The sequence below is a fragment of the Hyphomonas jannaschiana VP2 genome (assembly GCF_000685215.1).
Taxonomy (GTDB): Bacteria; Pseudomonadota; Alphaproteobacteria; order Caulobacterales; family Hyphomonadaceae; genus Hyphomonas; species Hyphomonas jannaschiana.
The window spans coordinates 43,401-65,973 of record NZ_ARYJ01000014.1 but is presented as its reverse complement, the minus strand read 5'-3'; the positions used below and the strand labels follow the sequence as shown (position 1 = coordinate 65,973).

21 protein-coding genes and 1 tRNA gene are annotated in these 22,573 nt (G+C 59.1%); 8 read left to right on the top strand and 14 right to left on the bottom strand.

Annotated features, from left to right (window positions below):
- The 5 genes from HJA_RS15935 to HJA_RS15915 form a co-directional block, all read right to left on the bottom strand.
- A complete protein-coding gene (locus HJA_RS15935) occupies positions 1 to 420 on the bottom strand; it encodes an ExbD/TolR family protein (RefSeq protein WP_035584061.1) in 420 nt (139 codons plus the stop codon).
- Complete coding sequence (locus HJA_RS15930; RefSeq protein WP_241764390.1) at positions 420 to 869, bottom strand: MotA/TolQ/ExbB proton channel family protein; 450 nt, start codon at positions 867 to 869, stop codon at positions 420 to 422. The genes HJA_RS15935 and HJA_RS15930 overlap by 1 nt, the downstream gene beginning before the upstream one ends.
- A gap of 96 nt (positions 870 to 965) precedes the next feature.
- Positions 966 to 2,360, bottom strand: a complete 1,395-nt coding sequence (locus HJA_RS15925) for a MotA/TolQ/ExbB proton channel family protein (protein ID WP_035584058.1) — start codon at positions 2,358 to 2,360, stop codon at positions 966 to 968.
- 33 nt (positions 2,361 to 2,393) lie between these two features.
- A complete protein-coding gene (locus tag HJA_RS15920) occupies positions 2,394 to 3,161 on the bottom strand; it encodes a DUF3450 domain-containing protein (RefSeq protein WP_035584055.1) in 768 nt (255 codons plus the stop codon).
- A gap of 431 nt (positions 3,162 to 3,592) precedes the next feature.
- Positions 3,593 to 3,667 (bottom strand) — tRNA-Gln (locus HJA_RS15915).
- A 194-nt stretch (positions 3,668 to 3,861) separates the two neighbouring features.
- On the opposite strand from HJA_RS15915, the gene sppA reads away from it, so the two are divergent.
- Together sppA and HJA_RS15905 are read left to right on the top strand one after the other, a co-directional pair.
- The gene (gene sppA, locus HJA_RS15910; protein ID WP_035584052.1) at positions 3,862 to 5,634 is read left to right on the top strand and encodes a signal peptide peptidase SppA; all 1,773 of its coding nucleotides are present in this window, start codon (positions 3,862 to 3,864) and stop codon (positions 5,632 to 5,634) included.
- A 132-nt stretch (positions 5,635 to 5,766) separates the two neighbouring features.
- Complete coding sequence (locus tag HJA_RS15905; RefSeq protein ID WP_035584049.1) at positions 5,767 to 6,771, top strand: NAD-dependent epimerase/dehydratase family protein; 1,005 nt, start codon at positions 5,767 to 5,769, stop codon at positions 6,769 to 6,771.
- Here HJA_RS15905 and HJA_RS15900 read toward each other — a convergent pair.
- Positions 6,756 to 7,487 carry an RluA family pseudouridine synthase gene (locus HJA_RS15900; protein WP_035584046.1) on the bottom strand — a complete coding sequence of 244 codons (732 nt, stop codon included), beginning with the start codon at positions 7,485 to 7,487 and terminating at the stop codon, positions 6,756 to 6,758. The two genes, HJA_RS15905 and HJA_RS15900, sit on opposite strands and share 16 nt — an antisense overlap.
- Positions 7,484 to 8,794: a replication-associated recombination protein A gene (locus tag HJA_RS15895; protein ID WP_035584043.1), complete on the bottom strand. Its 1,311-nt coding sequence runs from the start codon at positions 8,792 to 8,794 to the stop codon at positions 7,484 to 7,486. Before HJA_RS15895 ends, HJA_RS15900 begins: the two co-directional genes overlap by 4 nt.
- A gap of 59 nt (positions 8,795 to 8,853) precedes the next feature.
- Here HJA_RS15895 and HJA_RS15890 point away from each other — a divergent pair, with 59 nt between their 5' ends.
- Positions 8,854 to 9,696, top strand: coding sequence for a TauD/TfdA dioxygenase family protein (locus HJA_RS15890; RefSeq protein WP_035584040.1), 843 nt, complete (start codon positions 8,854 to 8,856; stop codon positions 9,694 to 9,696).
- A 75-nt stretch (positions 9,697 to 9,771) separates the two neighbouring features.
- The gene (locus HJA_RS15885; RefSeq protein WP_035584037.1) at positions 9,772 to 11,034 is read left to right on the top strand and encodes a cytochrome P450; all 1,263 of its coding nucleotides are present in this window, start codon (positions 9,772 to 9,774) and stop codon (positions 11,032 to 11,034) included.
- Positions 11,035 to 11,041: 7 nt separating this feature from the next.
- Here the strand turns inward: HJA_RS15885 and HJA_RS15880 are convergent, their stop codons facing one another.
- The 4 genes from HJA_RS15880 to HJA_RS15865 form a co-directional block, all read right to left on the bottom strand.
- Positions 11,042 to 12,463 (bottom strand): Do family serine endopeptidase, encoded by a 1,422-nt coding sequence (locus tag HJA_RS15880; RefSeq protein WP_241764389.1) that lies wholly within the window; start codon positions 12,461 to 12,463, stop codon positions 11,042 to 11,044.
- A 67-nt stretch (positions 12,464 to 12,530) separates the two neighbouring features.
- Positions 12,531 to 13,997, bottom strand: a complete 1,467-nt coding sequence (locus HJA_RS15875; RefSeq protein ID WP_035584031.1) for an MFS transporter — start codon at positions 13,995 to 13,997, stop codon at positions 12,531 to 12,533.
- Between the two features lie 14 nt (positions 13,998 to 14,011).
- The gene (locus HJA_RS15870; RefSeq protein ID WP_035584026.1) at positions 14,012 to 15,235 is read right to left on the bottom strand and encodes an acyl-CoA dehydrogenase family protein; all 1,224 of its coding nucleotides are present in this window, start codon (positions 15,233 to 15,235) and stop codon (positions 14,012 to 14,014) included.
- A 13-nt stretch (positions 15,236 to 15,248) separates the two neighbouring features.
- On the bottom strand, positions 15,249 to 15,539 hold the full coding sequence (locus HJA_RS15865) for a putative quinol monooxygenase (protein WP_035584134.1): 291 nt from the start codon (positions 15,537 to 15,539) through the stop codon (positions 15,249 to 15,251).
- A gap of 149 nt (positions 15,540 to 15,688) precedes the next feature.
- On the opposite strand from HJA_RS15865, the gene HJA_RS15860 reads away from it, so the two are divergent.
- The 4 genes from HJA_RS15860 (at position 15,689) to HJA_RS15845 (ending at position 19,405) form a co-directional block, all read left to right on the top strand.
- Positions 15,689 to 16,717, top strand: a complete 1,029-nt coding sequence (locus tag HJA_RS15860) for a glycosyltransferase family 2 protein (protein WP_155840063.1) — start codon at positions 15,689 to 15,691, stop codon at positions 16,715 to 16,717.
- A gap of 74 nt (positions 16,718 to 16,791) precedes the next feature.
- Positions 16,792 to 17,700, top strand: coding sequence for a metallophosphoesterase family protein (locus tag HJA_RS15855; protein ID WP_081814766.1), 909 nt, complete (start codon positions 16,792 to 16,794; stop codon positions 17,698 to 17,700).
- Between the two features lie 58 nt (positions 17,701 to 17,758).
- On the top strand, positions 17,759 to 18,346 hold the full coding sequence (locus HJA_RS15850) for a polysaccharide biosynthesis/export family protein (RefSeq protein WP_051597790.1): 588 nt from the start codon (positions 17,759 to 17,761) through the stop codon (positions 18,344 to 18,346).
- A gap of 363 nt (positions 18,347 to 18,709) precedes the next feature.
- Positions 18,710 to 19,405, top strand: coding sequence for a sugar transferase (locus HJA_RS15845; protein WP_081814765.1), 696 nt, complete (start codon positions 18,710 to 18,712; stop codon positions 19,403 to 19,405).
- An 81-nt stretch (positions 19,406 to 19,486) separates the two neighbouring features.
- Here HJA_RS15845 and HJA_RS18585 read toward each other — a convergent pair whose 3' ends face one another.
- The 3 genes from HJA_RS18585 to HJA_RS15835 all read right to left on the bottom strand — a co-directional run bounded on the left by HJA_RS18585 (position 19,487) and on the right by HJA_RS15835 (position 22,553).
- Entirely contained in the window at positions 19,487 to 19,660 is a 174-nt protein-coding gene (locus HJA_RS18585) for a hypothetical protein (protein ID WP_155840061.1), read from the bottom strand.
- A gap of 389 nt (positions 19,661 to 20,049) precedes the next feature.
- Entirely contained in the window at positions 20,050 to 21,354 is a 1,305-nt protein-coding gene (locus HJA_RS15840; protein WP_035584021.1) for an O-antigen ligase family protein, read from the bottom strand.
- Positions 21,351 to 22,553, bottom strand: coding sequence for a glycosyltransferase family protein (locus tag HJA_RS15835; protein ID WP_155840060.1), 1,203 nt, complete (start codon positions 22,551 to 22,553; stop codon positions 21,351 to 21,353). The genes HJA_RS15840 and HJA_RS15835 overlap by 4 nt, the downstream gene beginning before the upstream one ends.
- Positions 22,554 to 22,573 lie beyond the last annotated feature (20 nt).

The following is a 22,573-nucleotide window of genomic DNA, read 5'->3' as shown; positions in this document are numbered from 1 at the left end:
TTACTGGTCCTGCGACAGAACAAGGTTAACCCCTGTCTGATAGCCGGCGTTATAGGCGGCGTCCCGGATAAGGACGATGACACCACTCTTCGCACGCGGATGTGCCTGAATTATGACCTGGCTTTCCGGTGTTTCGGCACGGACACGCTCGATATTGGCCCGGACAGAGCCGATGTCAGTGTTCCGGCCGTTGACCGTGATCATATTGGACTCATCCACATAGATCAGAATGGCAGGCACAGATTGTTGCTGTTCCTGATCTGGTGGTGCAGGCGGCGGCGGCGGCTCGAGGCCCATCGCCTTTTCCTGCGCGAAGGTCGAGGTCACGATGAAGAAGATGAGCAGGATGAACACAACATCCAGCATCGGTGTGAGGTCGACATTGGCCTCTTCAGGCGCTTCGTGTGAACGTCCTCGCATCAGCTAATCTCCATCGCATCTTCAACCTGCTGGACCGAGCGGGCAACCCGGCGGTCCATACCGGAGGTGAACAGAATGCCGGACAGAGACGCCACCATGCCGGCCATGGTCGGGATCGTGGCACGCGACACACCGGCCGACATGGCCTTTGCGTCTGCACCATTCGTGATCGCCATAACGTCGAACACGGCGACCATCCCGGTCACGGTACCCAGCAGACCGAGCAGCGGTGCCAGAGACACCATTGCCTTGGTCAGGCTGACATTCTGCTCCGCCTTCATGCGGACTTCTGAAACCAGCTTATCGCGGATCCAGTGAGCGAAGGTCGATTTCCTGTCGGAGCGCGAACGCCACTCCGCAATCGCCTCAGCGGCCACCTGCTTATGGGCAAATCTGAAATAGAACACACGTTCCAGGATCAGTGCCCACATCACGAATGTTGCAAACATAATAACCAGCAACACCGGACCGCCTCGGTCGAGGAAAGCTTGTAAGTCTAGCAAACCCATACGGGCTCCTCCTCAGTTGAGGCTACGGGGAGCGGCTTACGCCGCACCACGCAGGGATTCCGCCTTCTCAGCGATCAGGCCAGCAGCCTGCTCGTCGAGGATCTGCTGATTGCCACGAGCCATCGAGGCGATGATCGCGTGGACCAGCAGAAGCGGGATGGCGGAAACAAGACCGAACACGGTGGTCATAAGAGCGACCGAGATACCGCCAGCCATCAGCTTCGGATCGCCGGCACCGTAGATGGTGATCGACGTAAAGGTGATGATCATACCGATAACGGTACCGAGAAGACCGAGCAGCGGAGAAACAGCCGACAGGACTTTCACGATGTCGTTGAAGCGTTCGATGCGCGGGGATTCACGCAGGATCTGTTCGTCCAGCTTGAGTTCCAGCGTCTCGATGTCCGAACCACGGTTCTGTTCGTAGGTTTCGAACAGGCGTGCCAGCGGGTTGCCGTCGCCGGCCTGACGGGTTTTCGCCGTCTTGCGCATGGAGCCGCCCATCGTGAACAGGGTGAACATCTTGTAGAAGCCGATCAGCAGGCCGATCGCCAGCAGGAACATGATGACAGCACCAACCGGGCCACCCTGCTTGATACGGTCGCTGAGGACCGGCAGGTCGCCGAGGATGCCGAACAGGTTACCTTTCGACGGGTCGACCGGCGCGCGGACGAGCTGGTCAGGACCGGCATTGATCAGCGACTTCATTGCACCAGCATAGGAACCAGCCGGCTGGGTCTTGAAGGCCTGGAGGTAGGTGTCGCCGTTGTCCTTCTTTTTGACCTCGACGAATTTCGCGCCGTCGGTCGTTGCGGCGGTAAACACACCCACGCGCATCAGTTCGACATCGGCGTTCGACGCGTCCGGACCAACACCATCAACCGTGGCGGTGAAGGTCTTCACTTCGGACTGGGCAATCATTTCCTGAAGGATCGCTTTCGGAAGACGCTCAAGCTGAGCGCGGTTCGGAAGCGTACGGGCTTCTGCGATTTCGGCGATGCCTTCAACGCGGCCCTGATAGTCGAAGTTTGCGAAGGAGTTCGCGATTTCCGGCATGGTTTCACCAGCTGCCGAACGGAACTGGCCGAGCAGTTCCTGGAAGTCGCCAGCCTGTGCGGTGACCTGGGATTCCAGATCAGCAAGCGTAGCTTCGTTCGCATCGAACTCTGTGCCCAGTGCACGGCCGCGAGCTTCAGCTGCGTTCAGGGCGGCGCGGGCTTCCGCCATTTTGGCTTCCTGAGCGTTTTTGTCCTGCTGGAACTCTTTCAGACGCTGCGCATTTTCGGCGGTCATCTCGTTGGAGTCAGCCTGAACACGCTTGAGCACGTCTGCGAGGGACTGAGCGGACGCGGGTGCGGCGATCGTCATTGCGCTAAGGCCGAGCAGCGATGCTGCACCCAGAGCCTTCAGCGAGGATTTGAAATTCAACATTACGGTTTTCCTCTTAGTTCTCTGAGCCTGGCCTTACTGGACCTGGAACTTCTGGACCGGGGCGAACAGCACGGTCTGCTGCGCCTTGGCTTGCGCCACGCGGATGGCTTTCTGGATGTCTGAGACGTACTTGCCCGGAAGCGCTTCCCAGGAACCAGTGGAGCGGTTGTAGGCGGCGGCTTTGCCGTTCGGCGTCACATAGACGAGCGCGACGCGGCCGTAGAGGAACATGTCGACGGTGGTCGGGTTGCCGTCGATGTCGATTTCTTCCTGCCACGTGCTGATCGTGCGGCCGTATTCCATTTCGGCCTGATAGGCCTCCATGATGAGGCGGTACTGCTCGGCCGGGGTCACGTCCGGTTGTGCCATGACGCCGTCCAGGGCTTCGAGGCGTGCAGAACGCTCAACCGATTTGAACGGCAGGTCGGCAGCGACGAAAGTTTTCAGATCCTCGACCATGCTGAGAAGCATCGGGACGGTCTGTGCGGTGATGTCGTCGATAGAGCCGAGCTGCTCGGTCAGGGAGACAATCTCTTCGCGCTGCGAGGCAACAACCAGTTCCTGCTGTTTCGCGTACAGGTCTGCGGCGTCACGGCGCTGCAGGAGTGTACGATACTCGCGAACCATGTCGGTACGCTCGTCGTCCAGCTGGTTGATCTGGTTCTGGACCTGCTCAGCTTTGCGGGTCGCCTGTTCGCCCACATCGAGCGCCTGGCGCAACTGGGCCTGGGCCGGGATGGCCAGTCCTGCGATAAGCGCCGCGGCAATCACGCCGCGAGCTGGTGACAGAAGTTTCTTCATGAGGTTTGCCTCTCACTCTCCAAACGGTCGCGCTGGTGTCGCGCGGGAAATCCGACATACGGGCACTCTGCTAGCGAGAGCGTCCCGGTCCTTACAGTGCCTCACACACAAACGAGGCAAGTTCCCTTGGAAGCAGAGAGACGGAGACCGCCCAACACCTCCCCTGAGTTTTTCGGGACGTTATCCGCCCTCTGTCGTTGATCCCTGATCGGCCCGCCTTCTGGCAGGTCTGCGGCAAAGCCCTTAGCTGTGAAACAGGACGCTAACAACCCTCTGTGACACGATCAACAAGGCTTTACGATTCATTTAGAAAATATCCGGCGCCCGCTCGAACGCAACACGTCGGCTGCAGTGCGGACGTGCTAGATCAGTCAGGTCCCGGACGCAAACCGGTCCGGAAACAGCCATGCACATAAGTGGACAGGAAAGAGTGGCTGGGGTGCCAGGATTCGAACCTGGGAATGCCGGTACCAAAAACCGGTGCCTTACCACTTGGCGACACCCCAACGGAGGCGCCGAGATAGCCACTCTTTGTTTCGCTGGCAACACCCGTTCGCACCGCATCCCAGCAGTTCTTTCGCTATATGTGTTATTTGCTGCAAATTTCGCCTCTCAGCAGAGGCTGACCTTTACATTTTATCGATAATCGACAATATCAGCGTAACATCGCCCCTTGGTCAGAACCGGAGACCACACCCCAATGAAAACATTTTTCCTGTCGATGGCAGGTGCCCTCGTCGCCATGTTCGTCTTCCTGATCCTGATGGCGATCTTCTTCGTCGGAATCATTTTCAGCGCTGCCTCCTCCGCGCCGGATGCGCCGGACAACATCGTTCTCTCGCTCGACCTGAACACGGAATACACGGATCAGGCGCCTGTCAGCGGATTTGCAGCTTTTTCAGAAACGCCCGGTTTTGTAGACCTTTTGACCAAACTTCAGGCAGCGGAAACTGACGACTCGGTGAAAGGCCTCTATCTGAGAGGCGCTACCGTCGGCATCGGAAGCTCCCGCGCGGAAGAATTGCGTGAAGCGCTGCTCAGTTTCCGCGACTCAGGAAAATTCGTGATTGCACACACGCAAGGCGCCTTTGGTGTTGGCGGCCCGTCCGCCCTCCGCTCGATTACGCCGGCAGATGAAGTGTGGATCCAGCCTGGCTCCGAAGTCTTCGCTGCGGGCGTGACCTTCGAGACGGAATTCCTGAAGGGCCTGTTCGACAAGATCGACGTCACCCCGGAAATCTATCCCTTCTATGAATACAAGAATGCGCCAAACTCCTACAACGAGACCGGCTATACCGAGCCGCACCGCGAAGCGATGACACAGCTGGCGGAATCCCTCTGGACGCAGTCGCTGGATGACATTGCATCAGATCGTGGCCTTTCGGTTGCCGAGGTCAAAACCATCCTGGAAAGCGGCCCGATGACATCGGAACAGGTCATCGCCAACAAGCTTATGGACAAGGAAGGCTATCCCGAACAGGCCGAAGAGGCTGCGAAGGAAAAAGCCGGTAAAGGCGCCGAGTTTATTGACCTCGCCAGCTACACCCCGCCTTCCCTGCCCCTGAAGGCGCCGGCGATCGCCATTGTCGGCGGTGAAGGCGCTGTTGTCACAGGAAGCTCCGAAGGCAGCTCTCCCTTTGAGTCCGCACCAGCATTCGCTTCGGACACGGTTGCCCGGGCCATTCTCGATGCGGGCAAGAACGACAAGGTGAAAGCCATTGTGTTCCGCGTCGACAGCCCCGGAGGCTCGCCAACCGCTTCGGACCAGATCTGGAACGCGATTGAGCGGGTGCAGGCCGATGGCAAGCCGGTCGTGGTCTCCATGGGCTCGCTGGCTGCTTCGGGTGGATATTACGTCTCGGCTGGCGCTGATTACATCGTCGCCAACCGGTCCACGATCACCGGCTCCATTGGCATCTTTGGCGGCAAGTTCGCCCTCGCCGGTGGCTTCAACAAGCTGGGCATCACGTTCGACACGATCTCGGTCGGCGGCGAATTTGCCGATGCCTACGGCATGGACCGGTTCACGCCCGAGCAGGAAGCGGAAGTCAAAGCATCGCTCAAACGTGGATACGACCGCTTCGTCGGCATCGTCGCCGACGGCCGCGGCATGACCTATGACCAGGTACATGAAGTGGCCCGGGGTCATGTATGGAGCGGTGAAGACGCCCTCGAACGCGGCCTGGTTGATGAGATCGGCTCCTACACCGATGCGATTGCCAAGGCGAAAGAACTGGCAGGCATCGATGCAGATACGACACCGCGCCTGATCTACTATCCGCACCGCAAATCCGGCTTCGAAGCCCTGGAAAGCCTGTTTGGCGCATCCGCAGAAACGGCCGAGTCTATGGCGGCCATTTCCAGCCTGACGGATGACAAGCACGTCCAGGCCCTCCTGGAAGAACTCGCAACGGCTCGCGCGCTCAGCTCCGGCGAAGCGCAGGCCATGGGTCCGCGTATCCGCGAGCGGTAAGCAAGGGCGCCGGCCCATAACTGAATTGGAAAGGCCTTTCGACGTATCGGAAGGCCTTTCTTGTTTGCGGTTTCTCCTGCTTGTACGGACAGCAGCGATCATATAGCCCGGGAGGCAAAACAGGTCATAGGTATGAAAGTTCTCGTCACCGGTGCCGCCGGCTTTATCGGCAACGAATTGTCTTTGCGCCTCGTGAAGGAAGGGCACGAGGTAACAGGGGTCGACTGCTTTTCCGACTATTACGATGTCTCCCTGAAACGCGACCGCGTTAAACGGCTGGACGCTCACGACAACTTCCGCATGCATGAAGTGAAGGTGGAAGATGAAGCTGCCATGACAATGGCCTTTCGCGACAGCACACCGGATGTCGTGGTCCACCTCGCGGCACAAGCTGGTGTCCGTTACAGTCTCGAACACCCCCGCGAATATATCACCTCGAACATTGTCGGGTCGTTCAACGTGATCGAACTGGCCCGGCAGCATGAAACCAAGCACCTCGTCCTGGCGTCCACTTCATCAGCCTACGGCGCTAATCAAAAGTTTCCATTTGAAGAAACAGACCCGGCACCGCATCCGCTGACGATCTATGCCGCCTCCAAACTGTCCAGCGAACTGATCGCGCACAGCCACTCTCATCTCTATGGCACACCAACGACCCTGCTCCGCTTCTTCAGCGTGTATGGACCATGGGGACGGCCCGACATGGCCTTTTTCCTTTTCACCAACCGCATTTTCAAAGGCGAACCGATCGACGTCTACAATCATGGCGACCTTATGCGCGACTTCACCTATATCGATGATCTGGTTGAAGCGATCCGCCGTCTGATCGACACGCCGCCGGTTGCCGGGCAGCCGGTCATGCGAAATGACTCCCTGAGCCCTGTCGCCCCGTACCGCCTGGTCAATATCGGCCACGCTGCGCCGGTCCGACTGATGGATTATATTGAGGCGATTGAGCACGCCATTGGCAAAAAGGCCGTCAAGAACATGCTCGACATGCAGCCCGGGGATGTGAAGCAGACTTATGCGGACGTCAGCCTGTTACAGGCCCTGACGGGATATGTCCCCACCACGGATGTTCAGCGCGGCATTGAGTCCTTCGTCGACTGGTACCGCAGCTACTACAAGCCGGACTGAAGCCCCAAACCAGATACCAGTGCGGCAAAGTCTTTCGGGACGGGCGCTTCAAAATGCATGACGTCTCCGTCCGGATGCCGGATCGCCAGCCTTCTGGCATGCAGCATCAGACGCGGTGCACTCTCTGCTCCCATCCCATACAGCCAATCTCCAAGTATGGGCATACCCGCGATGGACAAGTGCGCGCGGATCTGATGCATCCGGCCGGTTTCAGGACGCGCCTCAACGAGCGCTGCATCTCCATTCCGGGCCAGTATCCGCCAATGCGTTGTCGCAGCCTGCGCGCCTTTGCGGCCTGACTTTACGGCGATCATGCGCGGCCGCCCGCCTTCCTCGACTTTGACCAGAAGCGTGTTCAGGGTTCCACTATCCTCGGGAGGCAGAACACCCCGGACCAGCGCGAGATAGACTTTCTCTGTCCGGCGGGCTGCAAATTCTTCAGACAGGAATGCGGCCGCCGGCTGAGTCCTTGCGGTGACGACCACGCCAGAGGTTCCACGGTCGAGTCGGTGCACGAGGCGCGGGCGTTTCCCGTTAGATCTTGCGAATGCCGCCAATAATTCATCCAGCGACCGCTCAATGCCTCCACCTCCCTGTACGGCCAGCCCAGACGGCTTGTCGAAAACGATTACCTTGTCATCTTCGTAGATCACCAGCTCCCGCACAAAAGCGGCATCCTCAGCGCTGACTTTTGGGACAGGGCGGTTACGCGTCACTTGCCGCCCTTTCGTTCCCGGATACCGGCAATCCAGGCCAGGCGCTCGGCAATCGGCTTTTCACGACCTTCACCCTTGGGCTGGTAGAAGGACTGGCGGGGCATGCCATCCGGAAAGTAATTCTGACCTGAAACACCTTCCTCCGTGTCGTGATCATAAGCATAGCCTTCGCCATAGCCTTGATCTTTCATCATGGCAGTCGGCGCATTCAGAATATGCTTGGGAGGCATCAGGCTACCGGTTTCGCGTGCCGACCGGAGTGCGGCTTTCCACGCCACATAAGCCGCATTGGACTTCGGCGCTGTGGCAAGATGAATGACTGCATGCGCGAGTGCCAGCTCTCCTTCCGGAGACCCCATACGTTCATAGGCCCGGGCCGCCTCGCTGGCCACCATCAGAGCGGTCGGGTCCGCCAGGCCAATATCTTCGCTTGCCATTCGAACCAGCCTGCGGGCGAGATAGAGCGGATCTTCACCGCCATCGATCATTCGCGCGAACCAGTAGAGTGCCGCATCGGGGTCAGATCCCCGGACCGCTTTGTGCAAGGCTGAGATCAGATTGTAATGGCCGTCCCCTGTCTTGTCATAAGCTGGGGCCCGCTTCTGCAATCCGGACGTCACTTGCGGCAGGCTGAGCACCGCCTTCGGTCCGGCAAGCGCATAAATCTGCTCAACAATATTCAGAAGGTAGCGCCCATCCCCATCCGCCATGGCAAGGATCGGCGCGATGGCCTCTTCCACAACAGGCAAGGCGCGCCCTTCCAGCGCTTCGGCACGCCGGACAAGCTCCAGCAAAGCCGCCTCTTCCAGCCTTTTGAGCACGAGCACCTGGCACCGCGACAACAGCGCGCCGTTGATCTCGAAACTCGGGTTCTCCGTTGTGGCACCGACCAGCGTGACCACGCCACTTTCGACGAAGGGCAAGAATCCGTCCTGCTGCGCCTTGTTGAAACGGTGGATTTCATCGACGAACAGGAGCGTTCCCTTGCCAACCTTCCGGCGGCCCTCAGCCCGGTCGAACGCCGCGCGCAAATCCTTCACGCCTGAAAAGATTGCACTGATTGCCTCAAATTCGAGATCGGTTTCCTGCGCCAGTAGCCGGGCAATCGTTGTTTTCCCGACGCCGGGCGGGCCCCAGAAGATAATGGACGACAGGCGTTTGGCCTGCAGCATCCGCGATAGGGTACCATCCGGACCGACCAGATGGTCCTGCCCGACAACCTCGGACAGCTTCTGAGGGCGCAGCCTGTCTGCGAGGGGACGCGGGGCCCCATCTGACAGACCGGCAGATTCGAACAGATCGCTCATGACCTGTGTTCTAGGCGAGCTGGCGCGCCGTGATAAGGTGGGTGTCGGAGGAAACGCATATGAGCCTGGAGATTACCCCCTCCGGGCAGGCCTGCGGCGCCACTGTGCGCGGCGTGGACCTGACCCGGCCCCTGAATACGGACATGATCGCCCAGATCCGGAAGGCCTGGCTGGACCACCAGGTCCTGTCTTTCCCGGATCAGAAGATGACTAATTCGGACTTAGAGCGATTTACGCAATACTTCGGGCCGTTCGGGGATGACCCATTCATTGCCCCCATCGAGGGCCATCCGCATATTATCGCCGTGAAGCGGGCCGCCGACGAGACGGCCCCCATCTTTGCCGAGAGCTGGCACTCCGACTGGAGCTTCCAGAAGCGTCCGCCTGCCGGTACCTGCCTGTTCGGCATCACGATCCCGCCCAGCGGCGGCGACACGCTTTTCGCCAACCAGTACATGGCGCTGGACCAGATGCCGGATGATTTGCGGAAACGGCTCGAAGGGCGTCACGCCATACACTCGGCCCGCAACGCCTATTCTCCTGTCGGCATGTATGGCGATGATGACAAAGCCAAAGGACGCAGCATGGACATCCGCCCGTCTGCCGATGCGGACGCGACGGAGCGCCATGACATCATCCGCACGCACCCCGAGACCGGCCGCAAGGCCATTTTTGGCTGTGCCGGCTATATCGTGGGAATTGCCGGGATGGAGCATGATGAAGGCTGGGAGCTGGTGACCGAACTCTATCGCTGGCAGACCCGGCCGGAATTCCAGTACAGGCACAAATGGAAGCCCGACATGTTGCTGATGTGGGACAATCGCTGCCTGCTGCACATGGCCACCGGCGGATATGCCGGGCACGATCGCTTGTTGCACCGCACAACAATTGGGGCGGCATAAAAACTTCCCAGAAACAGGCTTCGCACGTACTCTCCTCCCCATAAGGGCAAAAAAATGCCTGTTTGGGAGGAAAATATGGCCGACACAGCACAGTCGATTGACGTGGAAGTACCAGACCCCTGGAGCCTGCCGCTGGAAGGGTTTGACGTTTCGAAAGCGGAAATCTTCCAGCAAAACAAACAGGGCGAGTATTTCCGCCGGCTGCGCCAGGAAGCGCCTGTCCATTATTGCCCGGACAGCGCGGTCGGCGCGTATTGGTCTGTGACCAAGTACAACGACATCATCGCCGTCGATTCGAACCACAAGGTTTTCTCGTCCGTCCCCAGCATCGTGATCGGGGATCCGTCAGACGATTTCCAGCCGCCGATGTTCATTGCCATGGACCCACCGATCCATGACATCCAGCGCAAGGCCGCTCAGCCCGCTGTCGCTCCCAGCCAGCTGTCAGAGCTGGAAGACCTGATCCGCCAGCGCGTCTGCAATATTCTGGACGGCCTGCCGGTCGGCCAGGAATTCAACTGGGTGGACCGGGTTTCCATCGAACTGACGACGCAAATGCTCGCCACCCTGTTCGACTATCCATTCGAAGACCGGCACAAGCTGCCCTTCTGGTCCGACGTTGCAACGACGTCAGACGCGGTTGGCGTGGCCGGGGCCGACATGGAATGGCGGATGAAGCATCTCAACGAGTGCCTCGCAAGCTTCACCGAGCTCTGGCACCAGCGCGCGGCTGAGCCCCGGAAATTCGATTTCATCTCCCTGCTCGCCCATGATCCCCAGACGAAGGACATGGTGAACAACCCGATAGAACTGCTCGGCAACCTGATGCTGCTGATCGTCGGCGGCAACGACACGACGCGGAACTCCATTTCGGGCGGAGTCTACTTCCTCAACAAATTCCCGGACCAGTATGCGAAGCTGAAAGCCGACCCGTCGCTGATTCCGAACATGGTATCTGAGATCATTCGCTATCAGACGCCACTGGCGCATATGCGCCGCGTCGCCACGGAAGACACCGAACTCGGTGGACAGAAGATCCGCAAAGGCGACAAGGTGGTGATGTGGTACGTTTCAGGCAATCGCGATGAAGAAGCGATCGAACGGCCGGACGAGTTCCTGATCGACCGCCAGAATGCCCGGCGCCATGTGTCCTTCGGCTTCGGCATTCACCGCTGCATGGGCAATCGCGTCGCCGAGATGCAGCTTCGCATCCTGTGGGAAGAAATCATGAACCGTTTCGAGCATGTCGAAGTCGTCGGTGAGCCGGAACGTGTCCTGTCGAACTTCGTCCTGGGATACACCCACCTTCCGGTGGTCCTGCACGCGAAAGCGAACTGATCTCGCGCTAGAGGCGGACTGTCCCCCGGATGGTCCGCCCGTTGCGGTCCAGCTCAATATCCCAGCTACGGTCGGAGTCGCGCAAGACGGCTTCGAGATCTTTCACGGTCGTGGTCTTCTTTCCGTTGACGGAGCGGATAACATCTCCCGGCCGGAAGTAGTTGCGCGCGATGGAGCGGCGCGCGACCGAGTAAACATAGATGCCGGAGCCCTTCTGGAACGGATCGAGCCCATTCTCCTCCGCGAGGCGAGGTGACAGTTCAACAACACGGGCCCCGTTGAATACATCCTGGCCTTCCAGCAACACGATGTCCGCTTCGGTCGCCCCCGGAGGCGGCTCGACCTTCACGCCGATCACCTGGTTCCGTCCGCCGCGCAGAACGTTCAGCTGCGCCTTTTCTCCGGGATTGCGGATGGCCGCGAGGAATTTCAGGCCCTTCTCGTCAAAGACTTCCCGGCCGTCGATGGCGGTGACCAGATCGCCGCGCCGCAGGCCTGCCTTGTCCGCCGGCCCCCCATCATAGACTTCGGTGACCATCACGCCGATCGGGCGGGACAGGCCCTGAGCCTTCGCCATGTCAAAACTGACTGACTGGGCCGCAAGGCCAAGCCATGGACGCACAAAGGTGCCTTCATTCATGGCAGCATCAACGACGCGCTTCACCATCTCGGACGGAATGGCAAAGCCGATCCCGTTCGATCCGCCACCACGGGAGAAGATCGCCGTGTTCACGCCGACAAGCTGGCCTCTCATGTTCACGAGAGCGCCACCCGAATTGCCCGGGTTCACGGCCGCGTCGGTCTGGATGAAGAAGGAGTAGTCGGAGATGCCGACATCAGTCCGCGCCGTGGCGGAGATAATGCCGCTGGTCACCGTCTGGCCGACCCCGAACGGGTTGCCGATGGCCATGACCAGATCTCCGACCTGGGCTTCGCGCGTGTCGGCAAAATGGAGAACGGGCAGCGTATCGCCGCCTGTATCGATCTTCAGAACCGCCAAATCCGTCCGCTCGTCGTTCAGAACGAGCTCGGCCGGATATTCCCGACGGTCGCTGAGCACGACGCGGAACGAGTCAGCGTCTTCAACCACATGATTGTTCGTGACTATCACACCGTCTTCCCGCACGATCACACCGGACCCGAGGGAGTTCTGAACACGGCTCTGCGGGGCTGCGCGGCCATAGAGCAGCATCTCCATCGGCGTGACACCAGTCTTGACCGTTTTCTGGGTGTAGACGTTCACCACGGCAGGCGAGACTTCCTTCACCAGTGGCGCAAAGGTCAGGTCGATCTCCGACCGTGTTTCCGGCAATCGCTGGGCGTGCGCCATAAGGGGGGAAACCGCCAGCACCAGAAGGGCCACCACGCAAAGCCCGGCCAACGCCAGGAACTTTGAAACATGTCTTGTCATGCGAAGAGCGTGCATCATGTCTATGGCTCTATTGCGGCGCCAAGGGAGTGGCAATTCGGCGGTTCATGACAATTCAGTCAGGAATTCAGGAGGCTGTCTCTTCTTCCACCCTCGCCGCGAGCGCTGCAAGGTTTCTCTCATGGCTCTCCCGGCTGATCCGGTAGAAGGAAACCGCGACGATCATCAGCGTCCAGGCAACCAGCAATGAGACCGCATAGCCCCAGCCAAGCGACCGGATGGCCTCCGGCCCGGCTGCCGCAACTCCGCCGCCCTGGGACAGCCCCGCTACGCTCAGCACGACAGACGCAATCATGACCCCCCCGCCCTGCGACAGCTTTTTGATGAAGCTGATGCCAGCAAAGAAGATGCCTTCATTACGGCGGCCGGTCTGAAGCTCGCTGTCTTCGACGATGTCGGCGACCATCGCCCCCATCAGCATCTGGGTCGTGATGATCAGGGCCAGGTCAAAGATCGTGATGGCGAGCACGATATTATACAGGCTCTCCGTTCCATTTGGCGGAAGCAAACCGAACTGCCTCAGGATGACCGGCATGGGCGCGATGGTGAATGCCAGGATCCCGATACCGATCGCACCTTTCTTCTTGCCAATCGTCTTGCCGACAATCGGCGCAATGATCAGCGCCAGCACTGCCGAGACATAGACCCCCATGGTCAGCCCGGCGATCTGTTCGTTATCGAACTCCCAGAAAATCGTATTGATGTACTGGTTCAGCGTCGCCGAAATGCCCGTGGCCATCAGGCCGAACAGGGTCGCCAGGAACAGCGCGCGGAAAGACGGGTTGGAAACGGTTTCGAAAATCTCGGCGAAGATCCGGCTGAGGGTCAGCTTTCGCGCCGCTGGCGGTGCCTTCAGATGCGGAATGTGACTGTGGGTTCCGACGGCGCACAGGAAGACCGCGATGAGAATGCAGACCGCCGCGATGGCACCATAGGTGTTCCAGCCATCCACATTGAACACACCGACCTGAATTTCCGGCGTGGGAACCAGCAGATATTTGAACAACAGGATCTGGATCGTGAGCCCGCCAAACCAGGCAAAGAAGTAGCGAAGCGACATCAGTCCGGTTCGCGTGTCATAGTCCTGGGTCAGTTCCGCCGCCAGCGCCTGGCTGGAGACTTCGTAAAAGGTAAAGCTCAGCCGCACGAAAATGGTCATGCCGACCAGCCAGGGGAACAGGGCGTTTCCGTCCATGCCGTCTGGCGGGTTCCATGTCAGGTAATAAGCCAGCGCCACCGGCACCAGCGCAGCATACATGAAGGGATGGCGCCGCCCGAACCGGGTGCGGAGATTGTCAGACCAGTAACCGACAACCGGATCCGAAATCGCATCGACAATCAGCGCGACCAGAAGCGCCATGCCGACCAGGCCGGCATCGACGCCCAGGATGTTGCTGTAGAAGAACAACAGGACATAATCGAACCCGTTATTCTTTATGCCCTCAGCTGCCCCGCCGATCCCGAAGGAAAGGCGCGTCAGAAACCCGGGTTTATTTGTACCGGCGACAAAACCGGCCTGAGCCGTATCGGACATCCGCTTGCTGGCCGTCAGAGCCCAAGAACCATCTTGGCCATGATGTTCCGCTGGATTTCATTGGAACCGGCATAGATGGAAGTTTTCCGATAATTGAAATAGTTCGGCGCTGCGACCAGGTCGTGCTGAGGTGTCGGACACGTTTCATTGCCGCCGGCCTCCAGCAGGGCGATCGTGTCCTGCACGAACGGCGCGGCGTAGAACCCTGCTGCCTCAAGCGCCAGTTCGGTGATCGCCTGCTGTGCTTCAGACCCGGCACATTTCAGCATTGAGCTTTCCGGCCCGACATTCTGACCAGCCGACAGGGACGACAGCACCCGCCGCTCGGTCGCGTCCAGCATATCGATCCGGATCTCCAGCTGGGCCAGCTTGCGGGCAAAATCCGGATCGCGGATCACCGGCTCCCCTCCGGCGATTTCCTTCGAGGCGACCTTGCGGGCCTTGCGCAGCATGTGGCGCAGCCCCGGCGCATAGGCGTTGCCGCGCTCGAACTCCAGCAGGTACTTGGCATAGGTCCAGCCCATGTTCTCCTCGCCGATGAGGGCATCTTTGATAGGCACACGGACGTTCTCGAAGAAGACCTGGTTGATCTCGTGCTGACCCTCAGCCGGGCCGTCCAGCGTCGGCAATGGCCGGATGGTAATACCCGGCGAGGTCATCGGGAACACGATAAAGCTGATCCCTTCCTGCGGCTTGCCCGATTTCGAGGTCCGTACCAGGCAGAAGATCATGTCGGCCCACTGGGCCAGCGTCGTCCATATCTTGGAGCCATTCAGCACATAATCGTCACCATCACGCACAGCGCTCATCTGAAGCGAAGCGAGGTCAGATCCCGCGCCCGGTTCCGAATAGCCCTGACACCACCAGATGTCAGACGCGAGGATCGGCGGCAGGTGCTTCTTCTTCTGCTCCTCGCTGCCAAAGGCCATGATGACCGGCGCGACCATGGACACGCCAAACGGCGCGACATTCGGCGTGCCGGCGCCGGACAGTTCTGAATGCAGAATGTAGCGCTCGGTCGCCGAGAGGCCCGGTCCGCCATATTGCTTCGGCCAGTTCGGCGCGATCCAGCCCTTGGACGCCAGCTTCTTCTGCCAGGCCACCTGGCTTGCCTTGTCGACATAGCCATTCTTGGACAGTGCCATCCGGGCGCGCAGGTCAGCGTCAAAATTGACGTCAATCCAGTCGCGCACCTCTTTCTGGAATTTCATGTCGACGGGCGAGAGCGAGAGATCCATGGCCGCCCGTCCCCTATTCGACGATGTCGTAATACTGGATTTCGGGCGCACCGGCGAGGCAGGCGCCGATGGCCGGACCAGCGGCCTTGAAATAGTCGCTCTGGCCGTGCGCCTTGAAGGCTTCTTCGGAAGCATACTGCTCCATGAAGATGTAGACGTGCGCATCCTTCTTGGATTTGTAGAGCTGATAGGTCAGGCAGCCCGGCTCGTTGGCTTTAACCTTGGCCATAAGGTCCTTGCCGACCTGCTCGAATTCAGACTCTTTGTCCGGCTGGATCGTCAGTTTCGCCACAACGCCAATCATTTTGAGCATCTCCTCCTGTTTCAACCCACCATATGGGGTTCGGCCAGCGCGGCAAGATTGACGTTGGGTATGCCTTTTGTCCGGAAAGCACACTGGAGTGGAATGGAATTTGCTCCCCCATCAGGGGAAAACTGTTACCAGAGGTCGCCATGAGTGCGCATGCAATGGCTCAAATCGATAACAACGACGCGCCGGAACCGGCGCCGGGCGCGATTCTGGCTGTCATTCCGGCTCTGAATGAAGAGCGCCACATTGAAACATGCATACGCTCGCTGATGGCGGGCAGCCCAGAGCTTCGCCAGGTTCCGCTTGTCGTCGCGGATGGCGGCAGCACCGACGGAACCGTCGCCATTGTCGAGCGCATGAAGTCGGAATTCCCGAACCTGCAGGTGATTCATAACCCGAAACGGCTGCAGGCAGCCGCGATGAACCTGGCCGTTGAGAGCCTCAGCACACCTCAGACACGCTATATCGTTCGCTGCGATGCCCATTCGATCTATCCGGCAGGCTTTATCCTTTCTGTCGCCCGGACACTCCAGGCAACGGGCGCGTCGTCTGTCGTCATTCCCATGGATGCCGTTGGTGACACCTGCTTCGAGCGCGCAAATGCGTGGATTGTGGATACGCCGCTCGGTTCGGGCGGGTCTGCCCATCGTGGCGGCACGGTATCCGGCTATGTCGATCATGGACATCATGCCGGTTTCGACATCGCCATGTACCGTCAGGTCGGCGGCTATGACGAAACCTTCTCGCACAATGAAGACGCCGAATATGATGAACGGGTGGCCCAGTCCGGCGGCAAGATCTTTCTCGATGCAGGCATCCGCATCCGCTATATCCCCCGCGGCTCCGTCCAGCGGCTGGCGAAACAGTATTTCAACTATGGCAAGGGCCGCGCGCGGAATGTGCGCAAACACGGCCAGCGTCTGAAGATCCGCCAAGCCTTGCCGGTATTCGCCCTGTTGGCCAGCAGCGGCGGATTTGTTCTTTCGCCCGTCTTCCTGCCGGCCATCCTCCTGCCAGCCGGCTATATCGGCGTACTGGCCGCCGCATCACTCGCAATTGCTGTCTGGAAACGGTCCATGTGCGGCCTTCTTGCTGGCCTGATTTCCGGCACGATGCATATGAGCTGGGCAGCCGGTTTTCTGAAGGAAGCGGTGACCGGTTCGAAACCCTGAAATTCCCGCCCCGATTGGTTTAAGACCAGAAAGCGCTATAAGTAATTGTTAATACTGACGCCCAGATGAGCAAAATGTCCGACCAAACCCGGCAAAGCTTCCTGCAACGGATCGGCAACCTGACGCGGTCCGCGACCTCTCTGCGTGCGCGAATCCGCCGGGGTATTGGCAGGTCCTCACCTGAAGTCGCCGAGCCTGAAAGCGAAGCGGCGCCGGTTGAGGTAACTCGCCAGACCCGCACGCCGGACGGCCAGTGCATTTACGCTATCGGAGACGTTCACGGCCGGTGCGACCTGTTGAAAAAACTGGTCGAACAGATCGAGGAGGACTCAAAATCCCTCCCCAATGGCACGAAGCGAGTCCTTGTATTTCTTGGAGATTACATCGATCGGGGCCTCCAATCCAAGGACGTCATCGACTTCCTGCAAAGCGAACAGGTTCAGGCTTTCGAGCGGGTTTTCCTGATGGGCAATCACGAGGAAGCCCTGCTGCGGTTCCTCAATGATGTGAATTTCGGCAAGCAGTGGGTTCGCTATGGTGGCGCTGAGACGCTCTACTCCTATGGCCTTCAACCGCCCCCGAATGCCCGGGCAGCCATGCAGTCTCACGAAGCAATGCAGGCCTATCAGCGCGCCTGGGACAAGGTCTGGACCGAGTTCCGGAACCGCCTGCCGGAAAACCACCTGAAATTTTACCAGGGGCTTCAGCACTACCACGTCGCCGGGGACTATCTTTTCGTGCACGCTGGCCTTCGGCCAGGCGAAGAGCTCGAGAAACAGACCGTGCGTGACATGCTTTGGATCCGGGAGGAATTCCTGGACGCGCCGGAACAGTTTCCTCAAGTCGTGGTGCATGGACACACGCCCACTGATGCCGTCTTCCGGGACAATCGCCGGATCGGACTGGATACCGGCGCCTTCATCAGCGGAAAACTTTCAGCCGTGCGCCTGTTCGGGGATGAAGTTTCCTTCCTCTCCACCTGAAACTCTGGAATAGGTCTTGCTACGCGGCAGGACCGCCAAACCTGGGAGAATAGAGACGATGAATTTCCTGCGCCCCCTTCTCATGGCCACTCTGGGCAGCCTGCTTCTGTTGGTTGCCGCCTGTGAGACAGCGATCCCCGCTGGCCCCAGCACCTCCGGAGAGCAAGTGGTGCAGCAGCAAGCAGTTAGCGCCTACACTCTGGGCAATGGCGACCAGCTGCGCATTACGGTCTTCGGACAGCCAGACCTTTCCGGACAATTCGAAGTGGACGGCACCGGCTCCATCTCCATGCCGCTGATCGGCCAGGTCGAAGCCCTGGGTCTGACGACGCCTCAGCTGGAAGACCGCATCGTCGAAAAGCTTGAAGGCGATTATGTCCTCAATCCGCGCGTCAGCGCCGAGGTGATCAACTACCGCCCCTACTACATCCTCGGCGAAGTGAACCGCCCTGGCGAATATCCCTATAATTCTGGCCTGACTGTCGTGAATGCTGTTGCTGCGGCCGGCGGCTGGACCTACCGCGCCAGGAAAAATGTCGTCTACATCAAGAGCGTGGATTCGAACCAGGAGCAGGCAATCGAACTCACAACTTCCACGGTCGTCAGCCCAGGCGACACGATCCGGATTGGTGAACGCAGATTCTGATTTTCACCAATCAGACTCACGAATCAGAGCGGCAGGAACCCCGGTTCCTGCCGCTTTCTTTTTCGTGTCGAAATGGTACGCGACTGACCTGTCCTGGGACACATCCCCAACCCGATGCACCTCAAATCGAGGTATTTTGGTTAATAAATGCGCACATGACCCCGATTACTTGAAAATTACTTCTCCTGTCAGGCGAATTTCAGGAAAAAGGCCCAAATATTCGGCCCAATCCCGGTATACAGATTGCAAACCTCCCCAAATGAAATAAAGGTTTTGCCGTTCTCCAAGTTAACGTTTGTTGGCTGGGTGCGGGAAATTCCGGGAAGATTTCGCGCACCTCTTGGTAGAGTTCCGGGGACAGTTATGGGTCTGAGATTAAGTAACCAATCACGACATGCGGAGACCGCCGCATACTCCTCCACGCGTCACGACCGCACGGAGTATGAGACCGGTACGAGCGCCAAGCGCCTGATGGACATCGCGATTGCGAGCCTCGCGCTGGTGTTTGTCTTCCCTCTCCTGCTTGTCGTCGGCACGCTCATCCGCCTGCAGGACGGCGGCAAGGCGGTTTATTCCCAGAAACGTTACGGCCGCAACGGGCGCACCTTCAAGTGCTACAAGCTCCGCTCCATGGTCGCCAACGCTGACGAACGGCTGCAGGAAATCCTGGCCACCAACCCTGAAGCCCGCGCTGAATGGGAAGAGACCCAGAAGCTCGTGAACGACCCGCGCATCACGCCGCTGGGCCACTTCATCCGCAAGACCTCGATCGACGAACTGCCGCAGCTGATCAACATCATTCGCGGTGAGATGTCCCTCGTGGGCCCGCGCCCGATCGTCGAGAACGAAATTGCCAAATATGGCGAATACTATCGCGATTATTGCGCTGTCCGTCCGGGCCTGACCGGCCTGTGGCAGGTCGAAGGCCGCAGCGACACGACCTATGAAGAGCGCGTTCAGCTGGACGTGAAATACGCAAACAGCCGCACCTTCACCGGCGACATCATGATCATGCTCCGCACGGTTCCTGCTGTCCTGCTTTCGAAAGGTGCTCGCTGACCCCAGCGCCTGAAGTATTCAACAAAACAAAAGCCCCGGCTGATACCGGGGCTTTTTTGTTGTCTGGATACAGCAACCAGTCTAGCCGAAGAGGGCCACGACGGCGCTGATGATACCTGCCCACAGCAATGCGCTGAGGCCTACGATGATCACCAAACGGGCCCAGACCGGCCATTTGTCATAGGCTTCCTGCTCGGCGTGAGCGCCGGTTTCCCAGTTACGGCGAGCAATTGAAGCATTGGCAATGTCGACCACAGGTCTGCTCCCTGACACGGATGAAGTGGCGTTACTCATCACCCCCCATCAACGCCCCTAACTCTTAAGGGCGTGTTAAATGCCCGTTGAAGTCTATACGTTTCGGATCTGAATTTGGTTCCAGTCCATGTCAGCAATGTGGTCCGCGATGGCAGGAGATGCGGCTGACGGATTTGTCACCGGAGCGGCAGGATCAGTCCATATTTAGAAAAATGCGAGAGCATCACTCTGTTTTAAATGGATATTTCACCCACCTATAGCGCCAGGACGTCCACTTACCCCTCATACCGAACCGGAGAGAGTCCAGGAGGTCAATATCGATATGAGAGCATTTCCGATGGCGCGCCTTCCATGCTCACGGGATCGGATGCGTCATCAGGCAAGTGACGTCAGCGGGCCGGCCGGACGCTGGTGTCACTGACTTTCACCGGGATGTATCCCTCAAACTTCCGGCGGTGCGAGCTGAAGGCCGCCGTCGACGCCAATAGCATGATATTCACCGGCGTATTGAAGACACCCCAGGGCGTGGATTCCGTGAATGTGGTGATGAAGACCAGCAGGAGCAGCATCAGGAGCGCGGAAGCTTCCAGATCCCGGGATACCATCCAGTTCCGGATTGCCCGTTGTCCCTGCCAGATCCATGTGCCGATATAGAGCGCCCAGCCAATCAGACCGAGATGGACGCGCACTTCCATATAGGAGTTATGGAAGGTCAGCACAGTGCCGTAGGGCTTGAAGTCATAATAGTTGATGGACTGCGCTGCGCCGTTATCAGGCTGCCAGAAGCCCGAGAGCCCCGTACCGAAGATCGGGTTCTGATCCTGCACAACGCGGCCGGCCGCCCAGATTTCCGTTCGCCCGCTCAGCGTGCCGTCCTTGCCCAGGGCCTGCAGCACATCGTCGACGAAATCTTCGCCCGGCATGGCCAGCGCAACCGTCAAAATCGCAAAGATGAAAACGATACCGCTCAGAAACAACAGGCTGCGGGCGTTCTTGATGCCACCAATGTCGACCCACAGAACACGAAGTGCGATGAGACCCATGATGCCAGCCGCGCCCAACACCAGATTGGTCGCCGAGTTGGCCGCGATAACAAACAGGATCCCAAGCGGAATAAACGGCAGCGCCGCCAGGCGGATCCATGTCAGTTCGTTCTTGTTCAGGGCCGCCGCCAGAGACAGCAGCATCATGAAGTTCATCTGCAGGGCGACATAGTTCTTGGATGGGTATGGTCCACCGGAGTCGATTGAGGAGAACTTCGCCAGCACCATGAAAGATGTGATCCAGCCTGCGAACATGAGACACCGCATGGCCCTGCGCGCATCCAGCACAGAGATAATCGTAATGATGAACAGCGGCGTGAGTATGAAATACACGCCCTGCTTCAGCGCCTCTGAAGGATAGGGCGACCAGAGAATGGACGATGTCGCAAAGGCCGGCAGCACGAAGAGTGGCCAGGCGCGCACAATGTTCGGCAGGACCGTCGAACTCTTCAGCGCGATCACTCCAAACAGAGCCAACACCAGCAGGTAGCGGACTGCTGTCACGGCCGGAAAATCGATATAGGTCGCGAAGAACCAGGCGGTGACAATGAACTGGAACCAGATCGGCGCACTCTTGTCTTCCGAAAAGACCTTGGCCCAGACCAGCGTCGTGTCTTCGGTCACTTTCATTTTCCGGGACATGACGTTCATGCCGCACCGCCTTCCGCAAGCGCGGAATCTACCAGATCTGAAAGCATGCCGACAGGCTGGACGAAGTCATCTTCTGGACAGGCCGCAAGCGCGCGGGCGCAAGCCTGGATGGGCTCGCGGTCGTCGATCAGGCTCACGATGAGCTCAGGCAATGTGTCACCAAGCGGCTCTTCGATAACGAAACCGCCCTGCCGCTGGCTGACCCATTCGGCCGTCTGCGTCCCGGCAGGTGCGATGGCGGGTACGCAGTAATAACCGCCTTCGTAAATCCGGTTCGGCAACAGCCAGACGGAATTGAACCCGGCTTCCATGAAGTCACCCGCCCAGACCATATCGAGACCATGATAGAGCTCTGACAGATCTTCAGGTGACTTATAGCGACCATGATAGATCATGTTCGGATGTTTCGCGATCTCCGGCTCGAAGAAGGGAATTTCCGTCCGCGCCGGCACGCCATGAAGGTGGATTTCCAGAGTCTCCGGAAACCGGTCGGCCAGCGCACAAAGCAAATCGAGCGAACGCTGGCACCGGAGCACGCCGACCCAGCCAAGACGCAACGGACGATCCTTCGCCGGCATTTCCGGAACTGGCCGCGGCCCATACTCGGCGCCGGCCGCAAGCCTGTTCTCCACAAGATACGACCGGAACTGACCGGGATAATACCGCTCGAAATGATTTTTCAGGAATGCCGGCGAACTGACAATCAGCCCCCTCGTCCTACGCAGGAGACGGCCTTCTAGCCAGCGCAGGGTCTTGCCAATCGGATCCTGCCGGCAAAGGAGCCGGTGGATGTCCAGCGACTCATAGATCACCGGCGTGTCGAGTTTGGCCTTGCGTTTGGCCAGAAAGGCGCAGGCCAGCATGTCGAGATTGCGCGCGACGATCACGTCTGCTTCCGCCAGTTCATCCCGTTTTGCCGCTGCCTTTCCAGCCCCCGCAAAGACCTGCCGGATACGCTGAAGGAAGGCCCCGTCTGCCGTGCGGCCGAGATCGATATTGGTCCACTCTGTAGAAGACGCTTCACCCCGGCGCATCATGAAGCCGGTCACCGAGACGCCATCATCTGCAAAAGCCCGGACACGGCGGCGGATCGCAGCGTCCCCGGCGTCATGCCCGAAATAGGCGACGCGCCGTGGCCGCGAGCCCGTCACGGCCTCGCGCTCCATGGATGGTTTCGCGATCCGCGCATCTCCTGACATGGAACCGTCTCGCTTCGTGC

What these genes read in the sequence shown, in the direction of transcription:
- HJA_RS15905 (WP_035584049.1), top strand. Translation starts at nt 5,767, where the DNA reads ATGAAAGTTCTCGTCACCGGTGCCGCCGGCTTTATCGGCAACGAATTG.
- HJA_RS15930 (WP_241764390.1), bottom strand. Translation starts at nt 869, where the DNA reads ATGTTTGCAACATTCGTGATGTGGGCACTGATCCTGGAACGTGTGTTC.
- sppA (WP_035584052.1), top strand. Translation starts at nt 3,862, where the DNA reads ATGAAAACATTTTTCCTGTCGATGGCAGGTGCCCTCGTCGCCATGTTC.
- HJA_RS15935 (WP_035584061.1), bottom strand. Translation starts at nt 420, where the DNA reads ATGCGAGGACGTTCACACGAAGCGCCTGAAGAGGCCAATGTCGACCTC.
- HJA_RS15920 (WP_035584055.1), bottom strand. Translation starts at nt 3,161, where the DNA reads ATGAAGAAACTTCTGTCACCAGCTCGCGGCGTGATTGCCGCGGCGCTT.
- HJA_RS15925 (WP_035584058.1), bottom strand. Translation starts at nt 2,360, where the DNA reads ATGTTGAATTTCAAATCCTCGCTGAAGGCTCTGGGTGCAGCATCGCTG.
- HJA_RS15845 (WP_081814765.1), top strand. Translation starts at nt 18,710, where the DNA reads ATGGGTCTGAGATTAAGTAACCAATCACGACATGCGGAGACCGCCGCA.
- HJA_RS15880 (WP_241764389.1), bottom strand. Translation starts at nt 12,463, where the DNA reads ATGATGCACGCTCTTCGCATGACAAGACATGTTTCAAAGTTCCTGGCG.
- HJA_RS15860 (WP_155840063.1), top strand. Translation starts at nt 15,689, where the DNA reads ATGAGTGCGCATGCAATGGCTCAAATCGATAACAACGACGCGCCGGAA.
- HJA_RS15870 (WP_035584026.1), bottom strand. Translation starts at nt 15,235, where the DNA reads ATGGATCTCTCGCTCTCGCCCGTCGACATGAAATTCCAGAAAGAGGTG.
- HJA_RS15850 (WP_051597790.1), top strand. Translation starts at nt 17,759, where the DNA reads ATGAATTTCCTGCGCCCCCTTCTCATGGCCACTCTGGGCAGCCTGCTT.
- HJA_RS15885 (WP_035584037.1), top strand. Translation starts at nt 9,772, where the DNA reads ATGGCCGACACAGCACAGTCGATTGACGTGGAAGTACCAGACCCCTGG.
- HJA_RS15865 (WP_035584134.1), bottom strand. Translation starts at nt 15,539, where the DNA reads ATGATTGGCGTTGTGGCGAAACTGACGATCCAGCCGGACAAAGAGTCT.
- HJA_RS15875 (WP_035584031.1), bottom strand. Translation starts at nt 13,997, where the DNA reads ATGTCCGATACGGCTCAGGCCGGTTTTGTCGCCGGTACAAATAAACCC.
- HJA_RS15895 (WP_035584043.1), bottom strand. Translation starts at nt 8,794, where the DNA reads ATGAGCGATCTGTTCGAATCTGCCGGTCTGTCAGATGGGGCCCCGCGT.
- HJA_RS15840 (WP_035584021.1), bottom strand. Translation starts at nt 21,354, where the DNA reads ATGAACGTCATGTCCCGGAAAATGAAAGTGACCGAAGACACGACGCTG.
- HJA_RS15890 (WP_035584040.1), top strand. Translation starts at nt 8,854, where the DNA reads ATGAGCCTGGAGATTACCCCCTCCGGGCAGGCCTGCGGCGCCACTGTG.
- HJA_RS15855 (WP_081814766.1), top strand. Translation starts at nt 16,792, where the DNA reads ATGTCCGACCAAACCCGGCAAAGCTTCCTGCAACGGATCGGCAACCTG.
- HJA_RS15835 (WP_155840060.1), bottom strand. Translation starts at nt 22,553, where the DNA reads ATGTCAGGAGATGCGCGGATCGCGAAACCATCCATGGAGCGCGAGGCC.